Origin of the sequence: Allorhizobium pseudoryzae, from assembly GCF_011046245.1 — a bacterium.
GTDB lineage: Bacteria > Pseudomonadota > Alphaproteobacteria > Rhizobiales > Rhizobiaceae > Neorhizobium > Neorhizobium pseudoryzae.
Genome location: NZ_CP049241.1, coordinates 1,821,339 through 1,836,855, shown reverse-complemented (window position 1 = coordinate 1,836,855; position 15,517 = coordinate 1,821,339). Strand labels below are relative to the sequence as shown.

Genomic DNA, 15,517 nt, shown 5'->3' with positions numbered 1-15,517 from the left:
TGTTTTTGTTGTGTTCAGAGCAGGTAGAAAGTGGGCAGGTCAGCGCGGCTCGTGCCAGGTTTTCGAAAGAACCCTCAGCCAGTTTTCCCGGCACAGCTTGGCGAGATCATCCGAAGCGTAGCCCGCGTGTTTTAGCGCCGCAACAAGTTTCTGATTGCCGGCTGCGTCTGCGATTTCCTGCGGCACGGTGGCGCCATCGAAGTCCGAACCGAGCGCGACGCAATCGATTCCCATACGCTCGACCATGTAATCGATGTGTCGCACCATCAGGTTCAGGTTCGTATTCGCATCGTCGCGCGCATCCGGCCGAAGCATGGTCACCGCGTAGTTCAACCCGACGATGCCGCGGCGTTCGCGGATCGCGTCGAGCTGCCGGTCCGTCAGGTTGCGGGCAACGGCCGTCAGTGCATGCACGTTGGAATGGCTGGCGATCAGCGGCGCTTCCGAGGTTTTGGCAACGTCCCAGAAGCCCTGCTCGGTGATGTGGGCAAGGTCGATGGCAATGCCCATACGGTCGCAGGCCTTCACCAGTTCGAAGCCGAGATCCGTCAGGCCGGGGCCGGCATCTGGCGACATCGGATATGCAAAGGGAACACCGTGGCCGAACGCATTGTTGCGGCTCCAGACGGGACCGAGGGACCGCAGTCCGGCGGCATAAAAGACGTCGAGCGCGGCCAGGTCGGCGTCGAGGGCCTCGCAGCCTTCCATGTGCACGACGGCGGCAAAGATACCGTCCTCCATCGCGCGGCGGATCTCGGCGGTCGAGCGGCAGATGCGCCAGGCGCCGGCCTTGTCCAGACGATGGGCCAGCGCCAGTTTTTCAATCGCAATGTCGAGAGAGGGCGCCCGTTCGAGCGGAGAGGCAAGCGGGGTCACATAATGGCCGTTCCCATCGGGTTCCTTGAGGATGAGATCCCCGGACGGAATATAGATGGCACAAAGGCCGCCGGCGAGACCGCCAGCCTTGGCGCGGGGACCATCGATATGGCCTTCTCGTGTTCCCTTGGCAAACTCCGCCACGGGGTCTGCACCATTGCGCATATTGCGCCACAAACGAAGCAGCACATCATTGTGGCCATCAAACACGAATTCCATTGCGACGCTTTTCCGAACTTTCGACAGGAGTCATATTGCAGCGCGATCCTAGGCCGATCCGGAAACAGACCGCAAGCTGCAATTTTTCTGATCACAAAGACCAGTTGCCGTCATTGTCTTTCGTCAGCCTAGGCGTGCAAAAAGCGCCACGAACCCGCTCTCTCCACTCCAAATTACAACCGTCGAGCGCAATCTGCCACCGATCAGACTGCAGCATCGCCGCACCGATGGCGACTGGCTCGACATCGATGGACCGCAGGAGCGACAGGCCCGCCAGAATGGACGTACCGCTGGAAATCACGTCGTCCACCAGCGCCACCCGCTGGTTCTTGAGGAGCGGCAGCATGCGCGGATCGACATAAAGCCGCTTCACCTGATCCGGCGTGGTGATGGAGGAGAGCGGCACGGACAAGCCGTCCTCGTACCAGAATTTGCGGGATGTCCCGAGCGGCACGTAACGCGTATGGCCAAGCTGGCGGGCAACCGCGGCGGCAAGCGTCAGCCCGAGCGTCGGCAATCCCACCACCACATCCGGAGAAAAGGCAGACAAGCGGGCGGCAAGATCCTCCGCCAGCGCTTCCACCACGGCAAAACTCGCCTGGTTGATGATCAGGGAAGCGAGTGCGTGTTGACCATCGGGCAGCGGGCGGATCGGCAGGCGGATCTGCCGGCCATCGGCCAGTTCGGCCGGATAAAAGCCGGAAAATGGTCCCTCTGCGGGAAACGTCCCCGCAGCGTGGATCTCCTGCCAGAACGCATGGGGCTCGATCTCAGGCGGCATCAGAAACTCCGGCATCAGGCGTAATAGGGTTCGTCCCGCCACCGGCCAACCTCTTCGATCAGCCAGCTGCGAAACAGCGCGACGGGGCGAAATTCCATCCGTGTGATGGGCGCCACGACATAATAGGAACTCGGGCTTCTGACCTGCAGCGGCAGCGCCTGGACAAGATCGCCGGATTTCAGCTCCGCCTCGATAAGGAAAAGCGGCATCAGCGCCACGCCGAGACCGGCGCTGCACGCCTGGCCGACGCTCGCGAACTGCTCGAACCGCATGCCGGGCGATGGCGTGCCGGAGACACCCTGGGTTTCAAAGAAATGCGCCCAGGCGCCCGGCCGCGAGGCCATGTGCAAAAGCGGCAGCGACAGGAGATCCTGTGGCTTTGCCACCGGGTTTTCGGCCAGAAAGGCCGGGCTGCAGACGGGCGCCACCATCTCGTCCATCAGGAAGGTGCAATCGGCGCCCGGCCAGTTCGGCTGGCCGATATGGATCGCCACATCCAGCCCGTCCTGCTCGAAATCGAACGTGCCGATGCGGGTCGCGAAGTTGAGCGTGATTTCGGGATGTGATGCAACGAAACGCGGAATGCGCGGCAGCAGCCAGCGAGTGCCGAAGGTCGGCAGCATGGCAAGGTTCAGGGTGTCGCCATGTTTTTTCGTCATGGCCTGCAGCGAGGCGGCCCTTATCTGCGAGAGTGCGGCGCCGATCGATTTGGCATAGACGCGACCGGGCTCCGTCAACGACACGCCACGGCTGCTGCGATCGAAGAGCATGAGGCCAAGCTGTTCTTCCAGCCCGGAAATCTGGCGACTGATCGCCCCTTGCGTCAACGACAGCTCGTCGGCAGCTGCCGAAAAACTGCCGAGCCGCGCGACGGATTCGAAGGCGGCCAGCGCACTGGTGGAGGGAAGAAGACGGCGGCTCAGATTGCTCATGGCGCATTCCTACCGCTCATAGCGGCGTGAGTAAACGGCGCTTTACGCTGGCCCACACTTCGCCGATAGTTCGCCCAGCTTTTCCGATGGAGGATTTTTGACGTGAGCGACCGTGCCGCCTTTTCCTGGGAAGATCCCTTCCTGCTCGACGACCAGCTGACCGAAGACGAGCGGATGATCCGCGACGCTGCCGCGGCCTTTGCCAAGGCCGAGCTTCTGCCGCGCGTCAACGAGGCGTATCTTTCGGAAACCACGGCGCCGGAACTGTTTCCGCTGATGGGCCAGGCCGGTCTGCTGGGCGTGACGCTGCCGGAGGAATTCGGCGCGGCCAACGCCTCCTATGTCGCCTACGGCCTTGTTGCCCGCGAGGTCGAGCGCATCGATAGCGGCTACCGCTCGATGATGAGCGTGCAGTCCTCGCTCGTCATCTACCCGATCTTCGCCTACGGCTCGGACGCCCAGAAGCAGAAATACCTGCCGGGCCTCGTGTCCGGTGAACTCATCGGCTGTTTCGGCCTCACCGAACCGGATGCCGGCTCCGATCCGGGCGGCATGAAGACGCGCGCCGAAAAGATCGACGGCGGTTATCGCCTGCGCGGCTCCAAGATGTGGATCTCCAACGCGCCGATCGCCGATGTCTTCGTCGTCTGGGCAAAGTCGGAAGCCCACAACAACGAGATCCGCGGTTTCGTGTTGGAAAAGGGCATGAAGGGCCTCTCCGCCCCGAAGATCGGCGGCAAGCTGTCGCTGCGCGCCTCGATCACCGGCGAGATCGTCATGGATGGCGTCGAAGTGTCGGAAGATGCGCTGCTGCCGAACGTGTCGGGCCTCAAAGGTCCCTTCGGTTGCCTCAACCGCGCCCGCTACGGCATCTCCTGGGGTGTGATGGGGGCGGCCGAAGACTGCTGGTTCCGCGCTCGCCAGTATGGCCTCGACCGCAAGCAGTTCGGCAAGCCGCTCGCCGGCACCCAGCTTTACCAGAAGAAGCTCGCCGACATGCAGACCGAGATCGCGCTCGGCCTGCAGGGTTCGCTTCGCGTCGGCCGCCTGATGGACGAGCACAAGATGGCGCCGGAAATGATTTCGATCATGAAGCGCAACAATTGCGGCAAGGCGCTCGACATCGCCCGCCAGGCGCGCGACATGCACGGCGGCAACGGCATCCAGATTGAATATCACGTGATGCGCCACGCCCAGAACCTGGAAACGGTCAACACCTACGAGGGAACGCATGACGTGCATGCGCTGATCCTTGGCCGTGCCCAGACCGGCATCCAGGCGTTTTTCTGAGCCTATTTCCGAAACCGAAACACGCGACGGCGGGATCTCCCGCCGTCAAATTTATTTAATCATACTTTTCAAAACCCGCCGTTGATTGTCGCCGCCAAGTGTCCTACGTCAGGGGCCGAACCTTCAAGCCGCGACCCGGGCTTCTTGACACGGCCCGCCTCGCGATCTTTCCGACTGAAACGAGGTCCCCATGTACAACTATCCTGACGTTCAACTCTTCATCGCTGGCGAATGGCGCAACGCCCAGAGCGGCAAGACCATCCCGGTTGAAGATCCCGCGACCCAGGAGATCATCGGCAAGATCGCCCATGCGGAGAAGGCCGATCTCGATCTCGCCCTCGACGCCGCCGACAAGGGTTTCAAGGTCTGGCGCAACACGTCCGCCTTCGAACGGTCCAAGATCATGCGCAAGGCCGCCGACTTGCTGCGCGAACGCATCGATTACATCGCCTGGCTGATGACGCGCGAACAGGGCAAGCCGATTGCCCAGTCGAAGGGTGAGATCATCAACGCCGCCGATACGATCGACTGGTTCGCCGAAGAAGCCCGCCGCACCTACGGCCAGATCATCCCGGCCCGTTTCGGCGGCGTGTCCAACATGGCGATCAAGTTCCCGGTCGGCCCGGTAGCCGCGTTTACCCCGTGGAACTTCCCGATCAACCAGATCGTCCGCAAGCTCTCGGCTGCCGTTTCCGTCGGCTGCTCGATCATCATCAAGGCACCGGAAGAAACGCCTGCCTCCCCGGCGGAACTGATCCGCGCCTTCGCCGATGCCGGCATTCCGGCAGGCGTCGTGAACCTGGTCTACGGCGTTCCGGCGGAAATTTCGGAATACCTGATCCCGCACCCGGTCATCCGCAAGATCTCGTTCACCGGCTCCACGCCGGTCGGCAAGCATCTGGCGGCACTCGCCGGCAAGCACATGAAGCGCGCCACGATGGAACTCGGCGGTCATGCCCCGGTCGTCGTCTTCAATGATGCCGATCTCGACAAGGCCATCGAAGTCTCGGCAGCGGCAAAATTCCGCAATGCCGGCCAGGTCTGCGTTGCGCCGACCCGCTTCCTGATCCAGGACGGCGTGGCCGACCAGTTCATCGACGGCATCGTCAAGTATGCGGAAAACCTGAAGGTCGGCAACGGCCTGGAGGCTGACGTCACCATGGGCCCGCTCGCCAACGAGCGCCGCATCCCGGCCATGGAAGACATGATCAACGACGCCGTTTCGAAGGGTGCGACCTTGAAGACCGGCGGCAAGCGCATCGGCAACAAGGGCCATTTCTTCGAGCCGACCGTGCTGACCGACGTTCCGACCTCGGCCAAGATGATGAACGAAGAGCCGTTTGGCCCGATCGCCATCGTCAACCGCTTCTCGACGCTGGACGAGGCGCTGGAGGAATCCAACCGCCTGCCGTTCGGTCTGGCCTCCTACGCCTTCACCGGTTCGGTCAAGACCGCACATGCACTCGGCCAGCGCCTGGAAGCCGGCATGCTGACGATCAACCACAACGGCCTTGCCATTCCGGAAGTACCGTTCGGCGGCATCAAGGATTCGGGCTACGGCACCGAAGGCGGTTCGGAGGCTGTGGAAGCCTATCTCGAAACCCGCTTCGTCAGCCAGATGAACTGATGTCAGGCTGTCTGACCATCAAGAAAGGCGTCGGGAAACCGGCGCCTTTTTTTTCGTGCCCGGATTTGCCCCTCACCCTAACCCTCTCCCCGCTTGGCGGGGAGAGGGGACGAGCTTGGCGCACCGCCTGCGAGACAAGGAAGCGTGGAGCATGGAGGGTGGACGCCGCCTCGGCAGGACGATTCTTCGCCTCAAGCTAACACCCGTGGCGCTGCGGCAAATGGCAGCGCATCAAGAGAGCACGTCCCCTCTCCCCGTTTGGCGGGGAGAGGGTTAGGGTGAGGGGCTTCCCGCAACCCTCACCCCAGCGCAAACACCTTGGCCCGGCGCAGTGTCACGAACCCTGCCTCGCCGGCAACAATCTCCCGCTCGGGTTCCACATCAAATTCCAGCACCTCGCCACTGGCAGCAGAGGCGATCACGCGTCGCTCGCCCGGACGATCCAGCACCCGCGTGACGGTGGCCGACACGCCCGGCCCCTGCAGCGACCAATCGAGATCGCGCGGGCGGGCGAAGATTTCCGCCGGACCATCGGCCACGCCTGGAGCCTCGACCTCGGCACCGCCGGCGATCGCCCGGCCTCCCTTGACCTCGCCCGCCAGGCGGTTGGCATCGCCGAGGAACTTCAACACGAAGGCATCCTTCGGGTCGCGGCAGACCGCCTGCGGCGTCCCCTGCTGGACGATCTTGCCCTCCTTCAGGATGACGACGCGATCGGCAAGATCGAGCGCCTCCTCCTGGTCATGGGTGACGAAGATCGTGGTGATGCCGAGTTCCTGGTGGATCTCGCGCAACCAGCGGCGCAGGTCGTGGCGCACATTGGCGTCGAGCGCGCCGAAGGGTTCATCGAGCAGCAGCACCTTGGGATCGACGGCGAGCGCACGGGCGAGCGCCACGCGCTGCCGCTGGCCGCCGGAGATCTGGCCGGGGAAACGGTCGCCGAGCCCTTCCAGGCGCACCAGCTTCAAAAGCTGTGTGACCCGCTCGAAAATCTCCGCTTTGCTGCGCTTCACCTTCGACACGCTCATGCCGAAGCCGATGTTCTCCGCCACCGTCATGTGCGGAAAGAGCGCATAGTGCTGGAAGACGAAGCCGACGCCGCGGTCGCGCACCGGAATGTCCGTCGCATCCTGCTCGCCGAAATAGATGTGCCCGCCATCGGCATATTCGAGACCGGCGACCATGCGCAGGATCGTCGTCTTGCCGGACCCGGACGGACCGAGAAGCGCCACCAGCTCGCCGCTTTCGATCTCCAGCGACACACCGTGCACGGCGCGGAAGGTGTCGAAGGTCTTGATGACATTGTCGAGGCGGATCTTCATGGACGGTTTCCTTGAGGGACGGCGTCAGTGCCGAGGGCCTTACGGCGGCCGGCGCCGCGGCGCTCCAGCGCCACCTTGGCAATGATGGTGACGACGGCGAGCAGCGCCAGAATGGAGGCGGAGGCAAAGGCGCCAGCGGCCTGATAATCATGGTAGAGAAGTTCGATATGCAGCGGCAGCGTATTGGTCTGGCCGCGAATATTGCCCGACACGATCGAGACGGCGCCGAACTCGCCCATCACGCGCGCATTGCAGAGAACGACGCCATAAAGCAGCGCCCACTTCACGTTCGGCAGCGTGACCGCGAGGAAGGTGCGCCAGCCGGAGGCGCCAAGCGAGGTGGCCGCCTCCTCCAGATCCCGCCCCTGCGCCTGCATCAGCGGGATGAGCTCGCGCGCCACGAAGGGGGCGGTCACGAACATCGAGGCCAGAACGATGCCCGGCAGGGCGAACAGGATCTTGATGTCATGCGCATCGAAAAAGTCGCCGAACAGGCCCTGCAGGCCGTAGACGAAGAGATAGGCAACGCCGGCGACGATCGGCGACACCGAAAAGGGGATTTCGATCAGCACCAGAAGCAGGCGTTTGCCGATGAAATCGAACTTGGTGATCGACCAGGCCGCGGCGATGCCGAAGGCGGTGTTGATCGGCACCGCAATCAGCGCCGTCAGTACCGTCATCATGATCGCATGGCGCGTATCGGGATGATCGAGTGTCGCGATATAGGTCTGCCAGCCCTTGGAAAAGGCTTCGACGCCGATGATGACGAGCGGCGCGAGGATCAGCAGCGCGCCGAGGATCAGGACGATGCCGATCAGCGTGCGGCGGAAGAGTGGTTGATCGCCGACGCGCGGCGGCTTGCGGCGGTGGTGGGTATCAATCATGGGCTTATCCCTTCACCGTATAGCGCAGCGCCCGCGCCTGCATCCAGTTGGTGATGGCGAGCATCACGAAGGCGGTGATCAACAGCACAGAGGCAATCGCCGCCGCCGCCTGGTAGTCATATTCCTCCAGCCGGATGAAGATCAGGAGTGCGGTGATTTCCGTCGACATCGGCTGGTTGCCGGCAATGAAAATGATGGCGCCGAACTCGCCGAGCGAGCGGGCAAAGGATAGCGACGTGCCGGCCAGCAAAGCCGGGGTCAGCAGGGGCAGGATGACCTTGCGGAAGATCGTCCAGTCCGAACCGCCGAGCGATTGCGCCGCCTCTTCCAGCGCCGGATCGAGATCCTCCAGCACCGGCTGCACCGTGCGCACGATGAAGGGCAGGCTGGTGAAGCACATGGCAATCATGATGCCGAGCGGCGTGTAGGCGACCGTGATGCCGAGATGCGCCAGCACAGAGCCGAACCAGCCATTGGCGGAGAAAAGCGCCGTCAACGAAATGCCGGCAACCGCCGTTGGCAGGGCAAAGGGCAGGTCCACCATGGCATCCACCAGCCGGCGGCCGGGAAACCGGTAGCGCGTCAGCACCCAGGCGAGCGCCAGGCCGAACAAAAGGTTGAAAATGGTGGCGCCAAGGGCGGCCAGCACCGTGACCTTATAGCTCGCCACGGAACGCGGCGACGATACGATCGCCCAGTATTCGGAGGGACCAAGGCTGGCGGCCTTCACGGCAAGTGCCGCGAGCGGCAAAAGCACGATCAGGCCGACATAGAAGAGAGTGACCCCGAGCGACAGGCGCAGCCCGGGAAGGACATTGCGTTTCACGGATGCTGTTCCCGCCTTCAACATAGAAGCCCGGCGTTCAACCGCCGGGCTGCAATCCATTCATGGGAGTGGCGATTAGCGGCTGCCATACAGCTTGTCGAGCGCGGCACCCGAAGCAAAATGCTCCTTCTGCACCTTGTCCCAGCCACCGAAGACGTCATCCACCTTCACGAGGCGGATCTCCGGGAACTCCTTGGAAAACTCGGCCTTGACCTTCTCGTCATGCACGCGGTGGCCGAACTGGGCGGCAACGCGCTGACCCTCTTCCGAATAGAGGAAATCGAGATAGGTCTTGGCGAGCGTCTCCGTGCCGTGCTTCTTGGCAACCTTGTCGACCACGGCGACCGGGAATTCGGCAAGCAGCGAAACGGACGGGATGACGCTCTCCACCTTGTCGGCGCCATACTGCTTGGCAATCCCGCGGGTCTCCGCCTCGAAGGTGATCAGCACGTCGCCGATCTGGCGCTCGACGAAGGTCGTGGTTGCCGCGCGGCCGCCGGTGTCGAAGACGGGCACGTTGTCAAAAATCTTCTTCACGAAGGCCTCGACCTTCTCCTCGTCGCCGCCAAAGGCTTCGCGGGCATAGGCGGTGGCCGCCAGATAGGTGTAGCGGGCATTGCCCGAGGTCTTCGGGTTCGGGAAGACCACCTTCACATCGTCACGAACGAGATCGTTCCAGTCCTTGATGTTCTTCGGGTTGCCCGCACGCACCAGAAAGGACGGGAAGGAATAGAAGGGCGACGCGCTGTTGGGGAAATCCTTCTGCCAGTCCTTCGACACGAAACCCTGCTTCACCAGGAAGTCGATATCCGTCACCTGGTTGAAGGTGACAACGTCCGCCTCCAGACCCTCGACGATGGCACGGGCCTGCTTCGACGTGCCGGCATGCGACTGATCGATGGTGACACCCGGATGGACCTTGATGAAGGCTTCGTTTTCCGCAGCGAAGAGTTCGCGCGCAATATCATAGGAGGCGTTCAACAGCTTGTTCGGCTCCTGCGCAAAGGCGGGCCCGGTGATGAGGGCCGCAAGCGCGGTGCCGAGGATCAGGAAGCGGTTCATGGAATTCTCCGGTCGAGTTCATTTGACCGGAGTCTAGTGCCCGCGCCGGCGTGAGGCGAGGAACCACAAACCTGCCACAAATGGCCGAATGGGAAATTTCCACTCATTCCGCAAGAGAACGGCGATGCCCATTCCAAGTAACTGGAATGGGCATCGCACCGAGCGGGAGGCGGCAGGGGTGCGCCGCCACCGGCTCAAGCTCATTCCGCCGCCGGGTTCATCCCGACCGGCGGCTGCTCATGCGGCCGGTCGTCATTGTCTCCGGAGGACTGCTTGGCACCTTTCGGTTCGCGACCGAAGAAGAGCGCATAACCGGCCGGCAGCACGAGGATGGTGAGCAGCGTGGCCACCAGGATGCCGCCCATCATGGCATAGGCGAGCGGCCCCCAGAACAGCCCGCGCGAGATCGGGATCAGCGCCAGAACCGCCACCAGCGCCGTCAGCATGATCGGCCGGAAGCGCCGCACGGCAGCGCCGACGATCGCCTCCCGCCGCGCCATGCCGGTCGCGATATCCTGATCGATCTGGTCCACCAGGATGATCGAGTTGCGGATGATGATGCCGAGCAGTGCAATCACGCCGAGGATGGCAACGAAGCCGAAGGGCGCACCGGTGATCAGCAGCGCTGCCGCCGCCCCGATGATGCCGAGCGGACCGGTGGCGAGCACCAGCATCGCCTTGCCGAAATGCTGCAGCTGGATCATCAGCAGGACCAGGATGACGAAGAGCATGACCGGTGCCTTGGCGGCAATCGACATCTGGCTCTCGGCAGCATCTTCCGCGCCGCCCTGGATCTCGACCTTGTAGCCGACCGGCAGGCTGCTGCGCAGATCCGCCATGCCCTGGTACATCTTCATCGCCAGATCGTTCGGCTCGATGCCATCCGGCACGGTGGCCTTCACGGTGACGGTCGGCAGGCGGTCGCGCCGCCATTCGATCCCGTTTTCCTGCACCGGCACCACGCGGGCGATCTGCGAGACCGGCACGAAGGCGCCGCTATCGGTCGGAATATAGACGCTTTCCACCGCCGTCAGGAGCTTGCGGGTCTGATCCGGCTCACGGGCGACGATCGACACGGTTTCCTCCCCGTCGCGGAACTGGCCAAGCTCGGCACCGGTGACGGCCGCGTAGAGCATCTGGCGGACACGCTGCGAGGAGACACCCAGCGCCCGGGCGCGGTCCTGGTCGATGACCAGCTTCATCACCGTCACCGGCTCCAGCCAGTCGTCGTGGATCGTGCCAAGCAGCGGGTTTTCATGGAAACGCTGCTTCACCTGATCGGCGATCTTCTGAACTTCGGCACGATCCGGACCGGTCACGCGCATCTGCACGGCCCAGCCGACGGGCGGGCCGAGGAACAGGCGATCCACCTTGCTGCGGACCGTGGGGAAGTCTTCCGCCAGGATCTTCCGCAGCTTGACGATCATCCGCTCGCGCTCTTCGAGCCCGTTCGACATCACCAGGAGCTGGGCAAAGTTCGGATTGCGCAGCTGCTGGTCGAGCGGCAGGAAGAAGCGCGGCGCACCTTCACCAATGAAGGTGGCGACGAACTTCTTGTCGGGATCATCCATGATCCGGGTTTCCAGCGCCTTCGCCTGGCGTTCCACCTCTTCGATCGCAGTACCCTCCGGCAACCACATGTCGACCAGGATTTCCGGGCGTGAGGACTGCGGGAAGAAGCTCTGCGGAATGAACTGGAAGGCCCAGAGGCTGGTGCCAAAGGTGAGCAGGGTCGCCATCAACACGACGAGCCGGTGACGGACGCACCAGGCGACGGTCCCTCTCAGGCCACGATAGAAGCGGGTGTCATAGACATCGTGATGCGTGCCGGCATGCGCCCGCTGCTTCAGGATCATGTAGCCAAGCCAGGGCGTGAAGTAGACCGCCACGAACCAGGATGTGACCAGCGCGATACCCACGACATAGAAGAGCGAACGCACATATTCGCCCGCCGTGGAATCCGCAAAACCGACGGGAATGAAGCCCGCGGTGGTGATCAGCGTTCCCGTCAGCATCGGGAAGGCGGTGGAGGAATAGGCGAAGGTGGCGGCGTCGAGCTTTTCCAGCCCCTCCTCCAGCTTCCGCTCCATCATCTCCACGACGATCATCGCGTCATCGACCAAAAGACCGAGCGCGATGATAAGCGCGCCGAGCGAGATGCGCTGCAATTCAATGCCAAGCTCGTACATGATGGCAAGCGTTGCGGCGAGCACGAGCGGAATGGTGATGGCGATCACGATGCCGGACCGCCAGCCGATCGACAGCAACGAGACGACCAGCACGATGACGAGCGCTTCCAAGAGCGCCTGCGTGAACTCGCCGATCGCTTCGTGCACCACTTCCGGCTGGTTGGCGATCTGCTCGACCGAGACGCCGACCGGCAGCGCGTTTTCGAAGCGCTGATAGGTCTCCTCGACCCAGGTGCCAACATCGGTGACCTTGTAGCCGTTCTGCATGACGACGCCGACTTCGACGGCGTCCTTGCCGTTGAAGCGGAATTTCCGGTCGTAGGGCTCGATCAGCCCGCGCGAAACGGTGGCAATATCGCCGAGACGAAACACCTGGTTGCCGCTGCGGATGCGCAGTTCGCGCACATCTTCCGGCGTGCGCACGCCGCCCTCGACCGAGATGCGCACGGAGCGCGTCGCGGTATGGACGCTGCCGGCGGGATCGATCTCGTTCTGACCGGTGAGCGCGTCGCGAATGTCGTTCAGCGTCAGCTTCCGCTCGGCCAGTGCCTTGGAGGAGATGTCGATGTAGATGCGTTCCGGCTGGTCGCCCAGGATGGAGACCTTCTCGACCCCCTTGGTGGCGAGCAGCATGTCGCGCGCCTTGATGGCGAAATCCTTCAACTCCGGATAGGAATACCCGTCGCCGGTGATGGCGTGGAGCGTGATGTAGGTATCGCCGAATTCGTCATTGAAATAGGGTCCGAGCAGATCGCTCGGCAGGTCCTGCTCGATGTCGCCGATCTTCTTGCGCACCTGGTAGAAGGCATCCTTCACCTCGGCAGCGTTCGTATCGCCCTTGATCTGGATCGTCGTGATCGAGGCGCCGGCGCGCGTATAGGACTTCACCCAGTCGAGATGCGGGGTTTCCTGCAGCTTTCGCTCGATCTTGTTGACGACCTGGTCCTGCATTTCCTCGATGGAGGCGCCCGGCCAGACGGCCTGCACCACCATCACGCGAAAGGTGAAATCAGGATCTTCCTTCTGGCCCATGTTCATGATGCCGAGACCACCGATGATGATGATCAGCCCGAACAGGAAACGACCGATGCTGGGATGCGCAATCGCCCAGCGGGAAAGGTTGAAGGACTGTTTCTTTGGGTCCGTCTTGTCGGAAGAACCCGTCTTGTCAGAAGAACTCATGGCGGCGGTTTCCTGTGCTGGACGACGAGGGTCAGGACTGCGTCAAGGAGACGGGAGCCTGAGGCTCCTGCGCACTGCGCATGTCGCCCTCGTAGAGGCGCACCTTCATGTCTTCGCGCATGAACTGCGTGCCGGCGGCAACCACCAGGTCGCCCGTGGAAATTCCTGTCGTGACGCGAACACCCTCGCCCGTAAAGCCGGCAACGGTCACAGGATGTGGCTTCACCGTTTCCGTCTGGCGGTCCACCAGCCACACCACCGACTGGTCCCCCTGGCGGGACAGCGCGGCGATAGGCAATACGAACGCCGGTTTCGCGTCGTCTGTTTTAACGGAAATGCTGGCCGTCATCCCCAGAAGCACGCTCGGATCATCGGGCAGGCTGATCCGCACCGCGAAGGTGCGTGACTGGCTGTCGGCGCTGCCGGCGATTTCCCGGACCTTGCCCTGAAGCGCGAGGCTGGAGTGAGACCAGAACCCGGCCTGTACGGTCTTGCCGACGCGGAACTCGCCGATATCGGTCTCCGGCACCGCAATCGCCACCTCCTTGGCACCGTCCTGGGCAACGGTGACGACGGAGGCGCCGGCCGCAACCACCTGACCAGCTTCCGCGCTCGTAGCCGTGACGATGCCATCGACATCGGAGGTCAGCACCGTATACGCGACGCGATTCTGAGCCTGTTCGAGAGAGGATTTCGCCGCATCGCGGGAGGCGACGGCCTGATCATACGAAAGCTGGCTCTGCTCCAGTGTCGATTGCGAGGTGATGCTTTTTTCCTGCAGGATCTGCGCGCGGTTGAGCGCGAGCCTGGAAATCTCCACCTGCTTTTCCGCCGAAGCGAGCTGTGCCTGCGCCTGCTGGACCGAAAGTTCGTAATCAATAGGGTCGAGCCTGGCGAGAACATCGCCCGGCTTCACGCGCTGGCCCACATCGACGAGCCGCTTGGTGACCTTGCCATCGACGCGGAAGCCCATGGCAATTTCGGTGCGGGCGCGGATGGAGCCTGAATATTGCAGGACCCGCCCTTCGTCTGGCTTCGTGACCTCGACCACCTTGACCGGACGGACCACCTCCGGTGCTTCCGTCTTTTCCTGATTGCAGCCGGCAAGCCCCAAGAGGGCAAGACTGAGCGCAAGGCTCTTCCAGTTCGCAAACCCCTTTACCGACATAAGCGGCTTCCTTCCCGAAACGATGGCCTACAGGGCCGATGATGACTATTTCAATGCCCTGATCACGAAGTCCGCCAACGAGTCCGGCGTCACGATTTCATCGTGAGAAATCTTCTTGGCCACCAGTTGCGGGTGGCACAGGGTCACGCCGCAACAGAGAAAGCATTCCGCTGCCAGGACCGGATCCTGCGCACGAAACTCGCCAGCCCGGATGCCATCTTCAATGATGTGAGCGACCAGCATCCGCATGCGGCCAAGATGCTCCTCGATCACCGGCCACTGCTGATCGATGGCGACCAACACCATTTCATGCACCTTTTCCTCGTCGAGCATGGTCTCAACGGTCATCCGGTGCACGAGGATCAGATGGCTCTTCAACCGCTCTTCAGCAGACCCCGGACCGAAAGCATTGTCCTTCACCACCGCATATTGCGCACCCAGCATGCGCCGTGCGAGCGCCTGGTGGATTTCCGCCTTGGAGGAAAAGAAGCGGTAGATATTCGCGGACGACATCGACAGCTCACGGGCGATGTCCGCGACGTTGGTCTTGGCATAACCGTAATGCTTGAAGAGACGCTCCGCCGCATCGAGAATCTTCCCGACATTGTCCTGTCTGGCGGCGTCGGCCGGCTGCGTGGTCACATCATTCATGAAAGCTGCCAAGTTATGACTGACGAATTTTGAATTTCGTCAGTCATAACTTCAACGGAGAGGGCTGTCAATCCGATCGCCTCGGGTGGACGCCAGCACCGCAGGGCATCGCGAGAACCTTTGTGTGCCCTTCAGCGTTGGACAAAACACCCACAGCAGGAGGACAAGCCATGGTGTTCAAGCCCCAGAGTTTTCATGAGGAAGAGCCCGTCGTGGAGCAGGAATTTCCGCCGGATGCGACATTGGAGAGCAGCGTCGCCTCGGCGCTCGCCAGCGCCGGCGGACTGGACGCAACCGATGTGAGCGTGATCGCCGAAGGCTCGGTGGTCACGTTGCGCGGAACCGTTTTGCGGGCCGGAGAGGTGGTGCGGGCCGAAGAAGTGGCCCTTTCCGTTCCCGGCGTGTCAGCCACCGTCAACGATCTGCGCGCCCGCCAGCCGTAAGCCAGCGAAACAGCCAATACACAAAACCCGGGGAAGGCGCCGCCTTCCCCGGGTTTTTCTTGTCT

At 62.6% G+C, this 15,517-nt stretch carries 13 protein-coding genes; 3 read left to right on the top strand and 10 right to left on the bottom strand.

From position 1 onward, the window contains the following. Positions 1 to 39 precede the first annotated feature (39 nt). The 3 genes from G6N78_RS08865 to G6N78_RS08855 form a co-directional block, all read right to left on the bottom strand. A complete protein-coding gene (locus G6N78_RS08865) occupies positions 40 to 1,095 on the bottom strand; it encodes a dipeptidase (RefSeq protein ID WP_165217540.1) in 1,056 nt (351 codons plus the stop codon). A 91-nt stretch (positions 1,096 to 1,186) separates the two neighbouring features. Next, on the bottom strand, positions 1,187 to 1,876 hold the full coding sequence (locus tag G6N78_RS08860; RefSeq protein WP_165217538.1) for a phosphoribosyltransferase: 690 nt from the start codon (positions 1,874 to 1,876) through the stop codon (positions 1,187 to 1,189). A 14-nt stretch (positions 1,877 to 1,890) separates the two neighbouring features. Continuing rightward, positions 1,891 to 2,808, bottom strand: a complete 918-nt coding sequence (locus G6N78_RS08855; protein ID WP_165217536.1) for a LysR family transcriptional regulator — start codon at positions 2,806 to 2,808, stop codon at positions 1,891 to 1,893. Between the two features lie 102 nt (positions 2,809 to 2,910). Here G6N78_RS08855 and G6N78_RS08850 point away from each other — a divergent pair, with 102 nt between their 5' ends. Continuing rightward, on the top strand, positions 2,911 to 4,098 hold the full coding sequence (locus tag G6N78_RS08850) for an acyl-CoA dehydrogenase (RefSeq protein ID WP_165217535.1): 1,188 nt from the start codon (positions 2,911 to 2,913) through the stop codon (positions 4,096 to 4,098). Between the two features lie 190 nt (positions 4,099 to 4,288). Beyond that, entirely contained in the window at positions 4,289 to 5,725 is a 1,437-nt protein-coding gene (locus tag G6N78_RS08845) for an NAD-dependent succinate-semialdehyde dehydrogenase (RefSeq protein WP_165217534.1), read from the top strand. A gap of 299 nt (positions 5,726 to 6,024) precedes the next feature. Here G6N78_RS08845 and G6N78_RS08840 read toward each other — a convergent pair whose 3' ends face one another. From G6N78_RS08840 to G6N78_RS08810, 7 genes are all read right to left on the bottom strand, one after another. Beyond that, the gene (locus tag G6N78_RS08840) at positions 6,025 to 7,047 is read right to left on the bottom strand and encodes a sulfate/molybdate ABC transporter ATP-binding protein (RefSeq protein WP_165217532.1); all 1,023 of its coding nucleotides are present in this window, start codon (positions 7,045 to 7,047) and stop codon (positions 6,025 to 6,027) included. Then, complete coding sequence (gene cysW / locus G6N78_RS08835; protein WP_165217530.1) at positions 7,044 to 7,931, bottom strand: sulfate ABC transporter permease subunit CysW; 888 nt, start codon at positions 7,929 to 7,931, stop codon at positions 7,044 to 7,046. Before cysW ends, G6N78_RS08840 begins: the two co-directional genes overlap by 4 nt. A 4-nt stretch (positions 7,932 to 7,935) precedes the next feature. Further along, complete coding sequence (gene cysT, locus G6N78_RS08830) at positions 7,936 to 8,757, bottom strand: sulfate ABC transporter permease subunit CysT (RefSeq protein ID WP_165217529.1); 822 nt, start codon at positions 8,755 to 8,757, stop codon at positions 7,936 to 7,938. Positions 8,758 to 8,832: 75 nt separating this feature from the next. After that, the gene (gene cysP / locus G6N78_RS08825; RefSeq protein ID WP_165217527.1) at positions 8,833 to 9,819 is read right to left on the bottom strand and encodes a thiosulfate ABC transporter substrate-binding protein CysP; all 987 of its coding nucleotides are present in this window, start codon (positions 9,817 to 9,819) and stop codon (positions 8,833 to 8,835) included. 200 nt (positions 9,820 to 10,019) lie between these two features. Beyond that, a complete protein-coding gene (locus tag G6N78_RS08820; protein WP_165217525.1) occupies positions 10,020 to 13,190 on the bottom strand; it encodes an efflux RND transporter permease subunit in 3,171 nt (1,056 codons plus the stop codon). Positions 13,191 to 13,221: 31 nt separating this feature from the next. After that, on the bottom strand, positions 13,222 to 14,358 hold the full coding sequence (locus tag G6N78_RS08815) for an efflux RND transporter periplasmic adaptor subunit (RefSeq protein WP_165217523.1): 1,137 nt from the start codon (positions 14,356 to 14,358) through the stop codon (positions 13,222 to 13,224). A 45-nt stretch (positions 14,359 to 14,403) separates the two neighbouring features. Next, on the bottom strand, positions 14,404 to 15,009 hold the full coding sequence (locus G6N78_RS08810; protein WP_165217521.1) for a TetR/AcrR family transcriptional regulator: 606 nt from the start codon (positions 15,007 to 15,009) through the stop codon (positions 14,404 to 14,406). Between the two features lie 170 nt (positions 15,010 to 15,179). Here G6N78_RS08810 and G6N78_RS08805 point away from each other — a divergent pair, with 170 nt between their 5' ends. Beyond that, complete coding sequence (locus tag G6N78_RS08805) at positions 15,180 to 15,452, top strand: BON domain-containing protein (RefSeq protein ID WP_165217519.1); 273 nt, start codon at positions 15,180 to 15,182, stop codon at positions 15,450 to 15,452. Positions 15,453 to 15,517: the final 65 nt, after the last annotated feature.

Excerpts from the sequence above, each read along its gene's own strand:
- G6N78_RS08815 (WP_165217523.1), bottom strand. The coding sequence starts at position 14,358 with ATGTCGGTAAAGGGGTTTGCGAACTGGAAGAGCCTTGCGCTCAGTCTT.
- cysP (WP_165217527.1), bottom strand. The coding sequence starts at position 9,819 with ATGAACCGCTTCCTGATCCTCGGCACCGCGCTTGCGGCCCTCATCACC.
- G6N78_RS08820 (WP_165217525.1), bottom strand. The coding sequence starts at position 13,190 with ATGAGTTCTTCTGACAAGACGGGTTCTTCCGACAAGACGGACCCAAAG.
- G6N78_RS08805 (WP_165217519.1), top strand. The coding sequence starts at position 15,180 with ATGGTGTTCAAGCCCCAGAGTTTTCATGAGGAAGAGCCCGTCGTGGAG.
- G6N78_RS08845 (WP_165217534.1), top strand. The coding sequence starts at position 4,289 with ATGTACAACTATCCTGACGTTCAACTCTTCATCGCTGGCGAATGGCGC.
- cysW (WP_165217530.1), bottom strand. The coding sequence starts at position 7,931 with ATGATTGATACCCACCACCGCCGCAAGCCGCCGCGCGTCGGCGATCAA.
- G6N78_RS08810 (WP_165217521.1), bottom strand. The coding sequence starts at position 15,009 with ATGAATGATGTGACCACGCAGCCGGCCGACGCCGCCAGACAGGACAAT.
- G6N78_RS08855 (WP_165217536.1), bottom strand. The coding sequence starts at position 2,808 with ATGAGCAATCTGAGCCGCCGTCTTCTTCCCTCCACCAGTGCGCTGGCC.
- G6N78_RS08840 (WP_165217532.1), bottom strand. The coding sequence starts at position 7,047 with ATGAAGATCCGCCTCGACAATGTCATCAAGACCTTCGACACCTTCCGC.
- G6N78_RS08860 (WP_165217538.1), bottom strand. The coding sequence starts at position 1,876 with ATGCCGCCTGAGATCGAGCCCCATGCGTTCTGGCAGGAGATCCACGCT.
- G6N78_RS08865 (WP_165217540.1), bottom strand. The coding sequence starts at position 1,095 with ATGGAATTCGTGTTTGATGGCCACAATGATGTGCTGCTTCGTTTGTGG.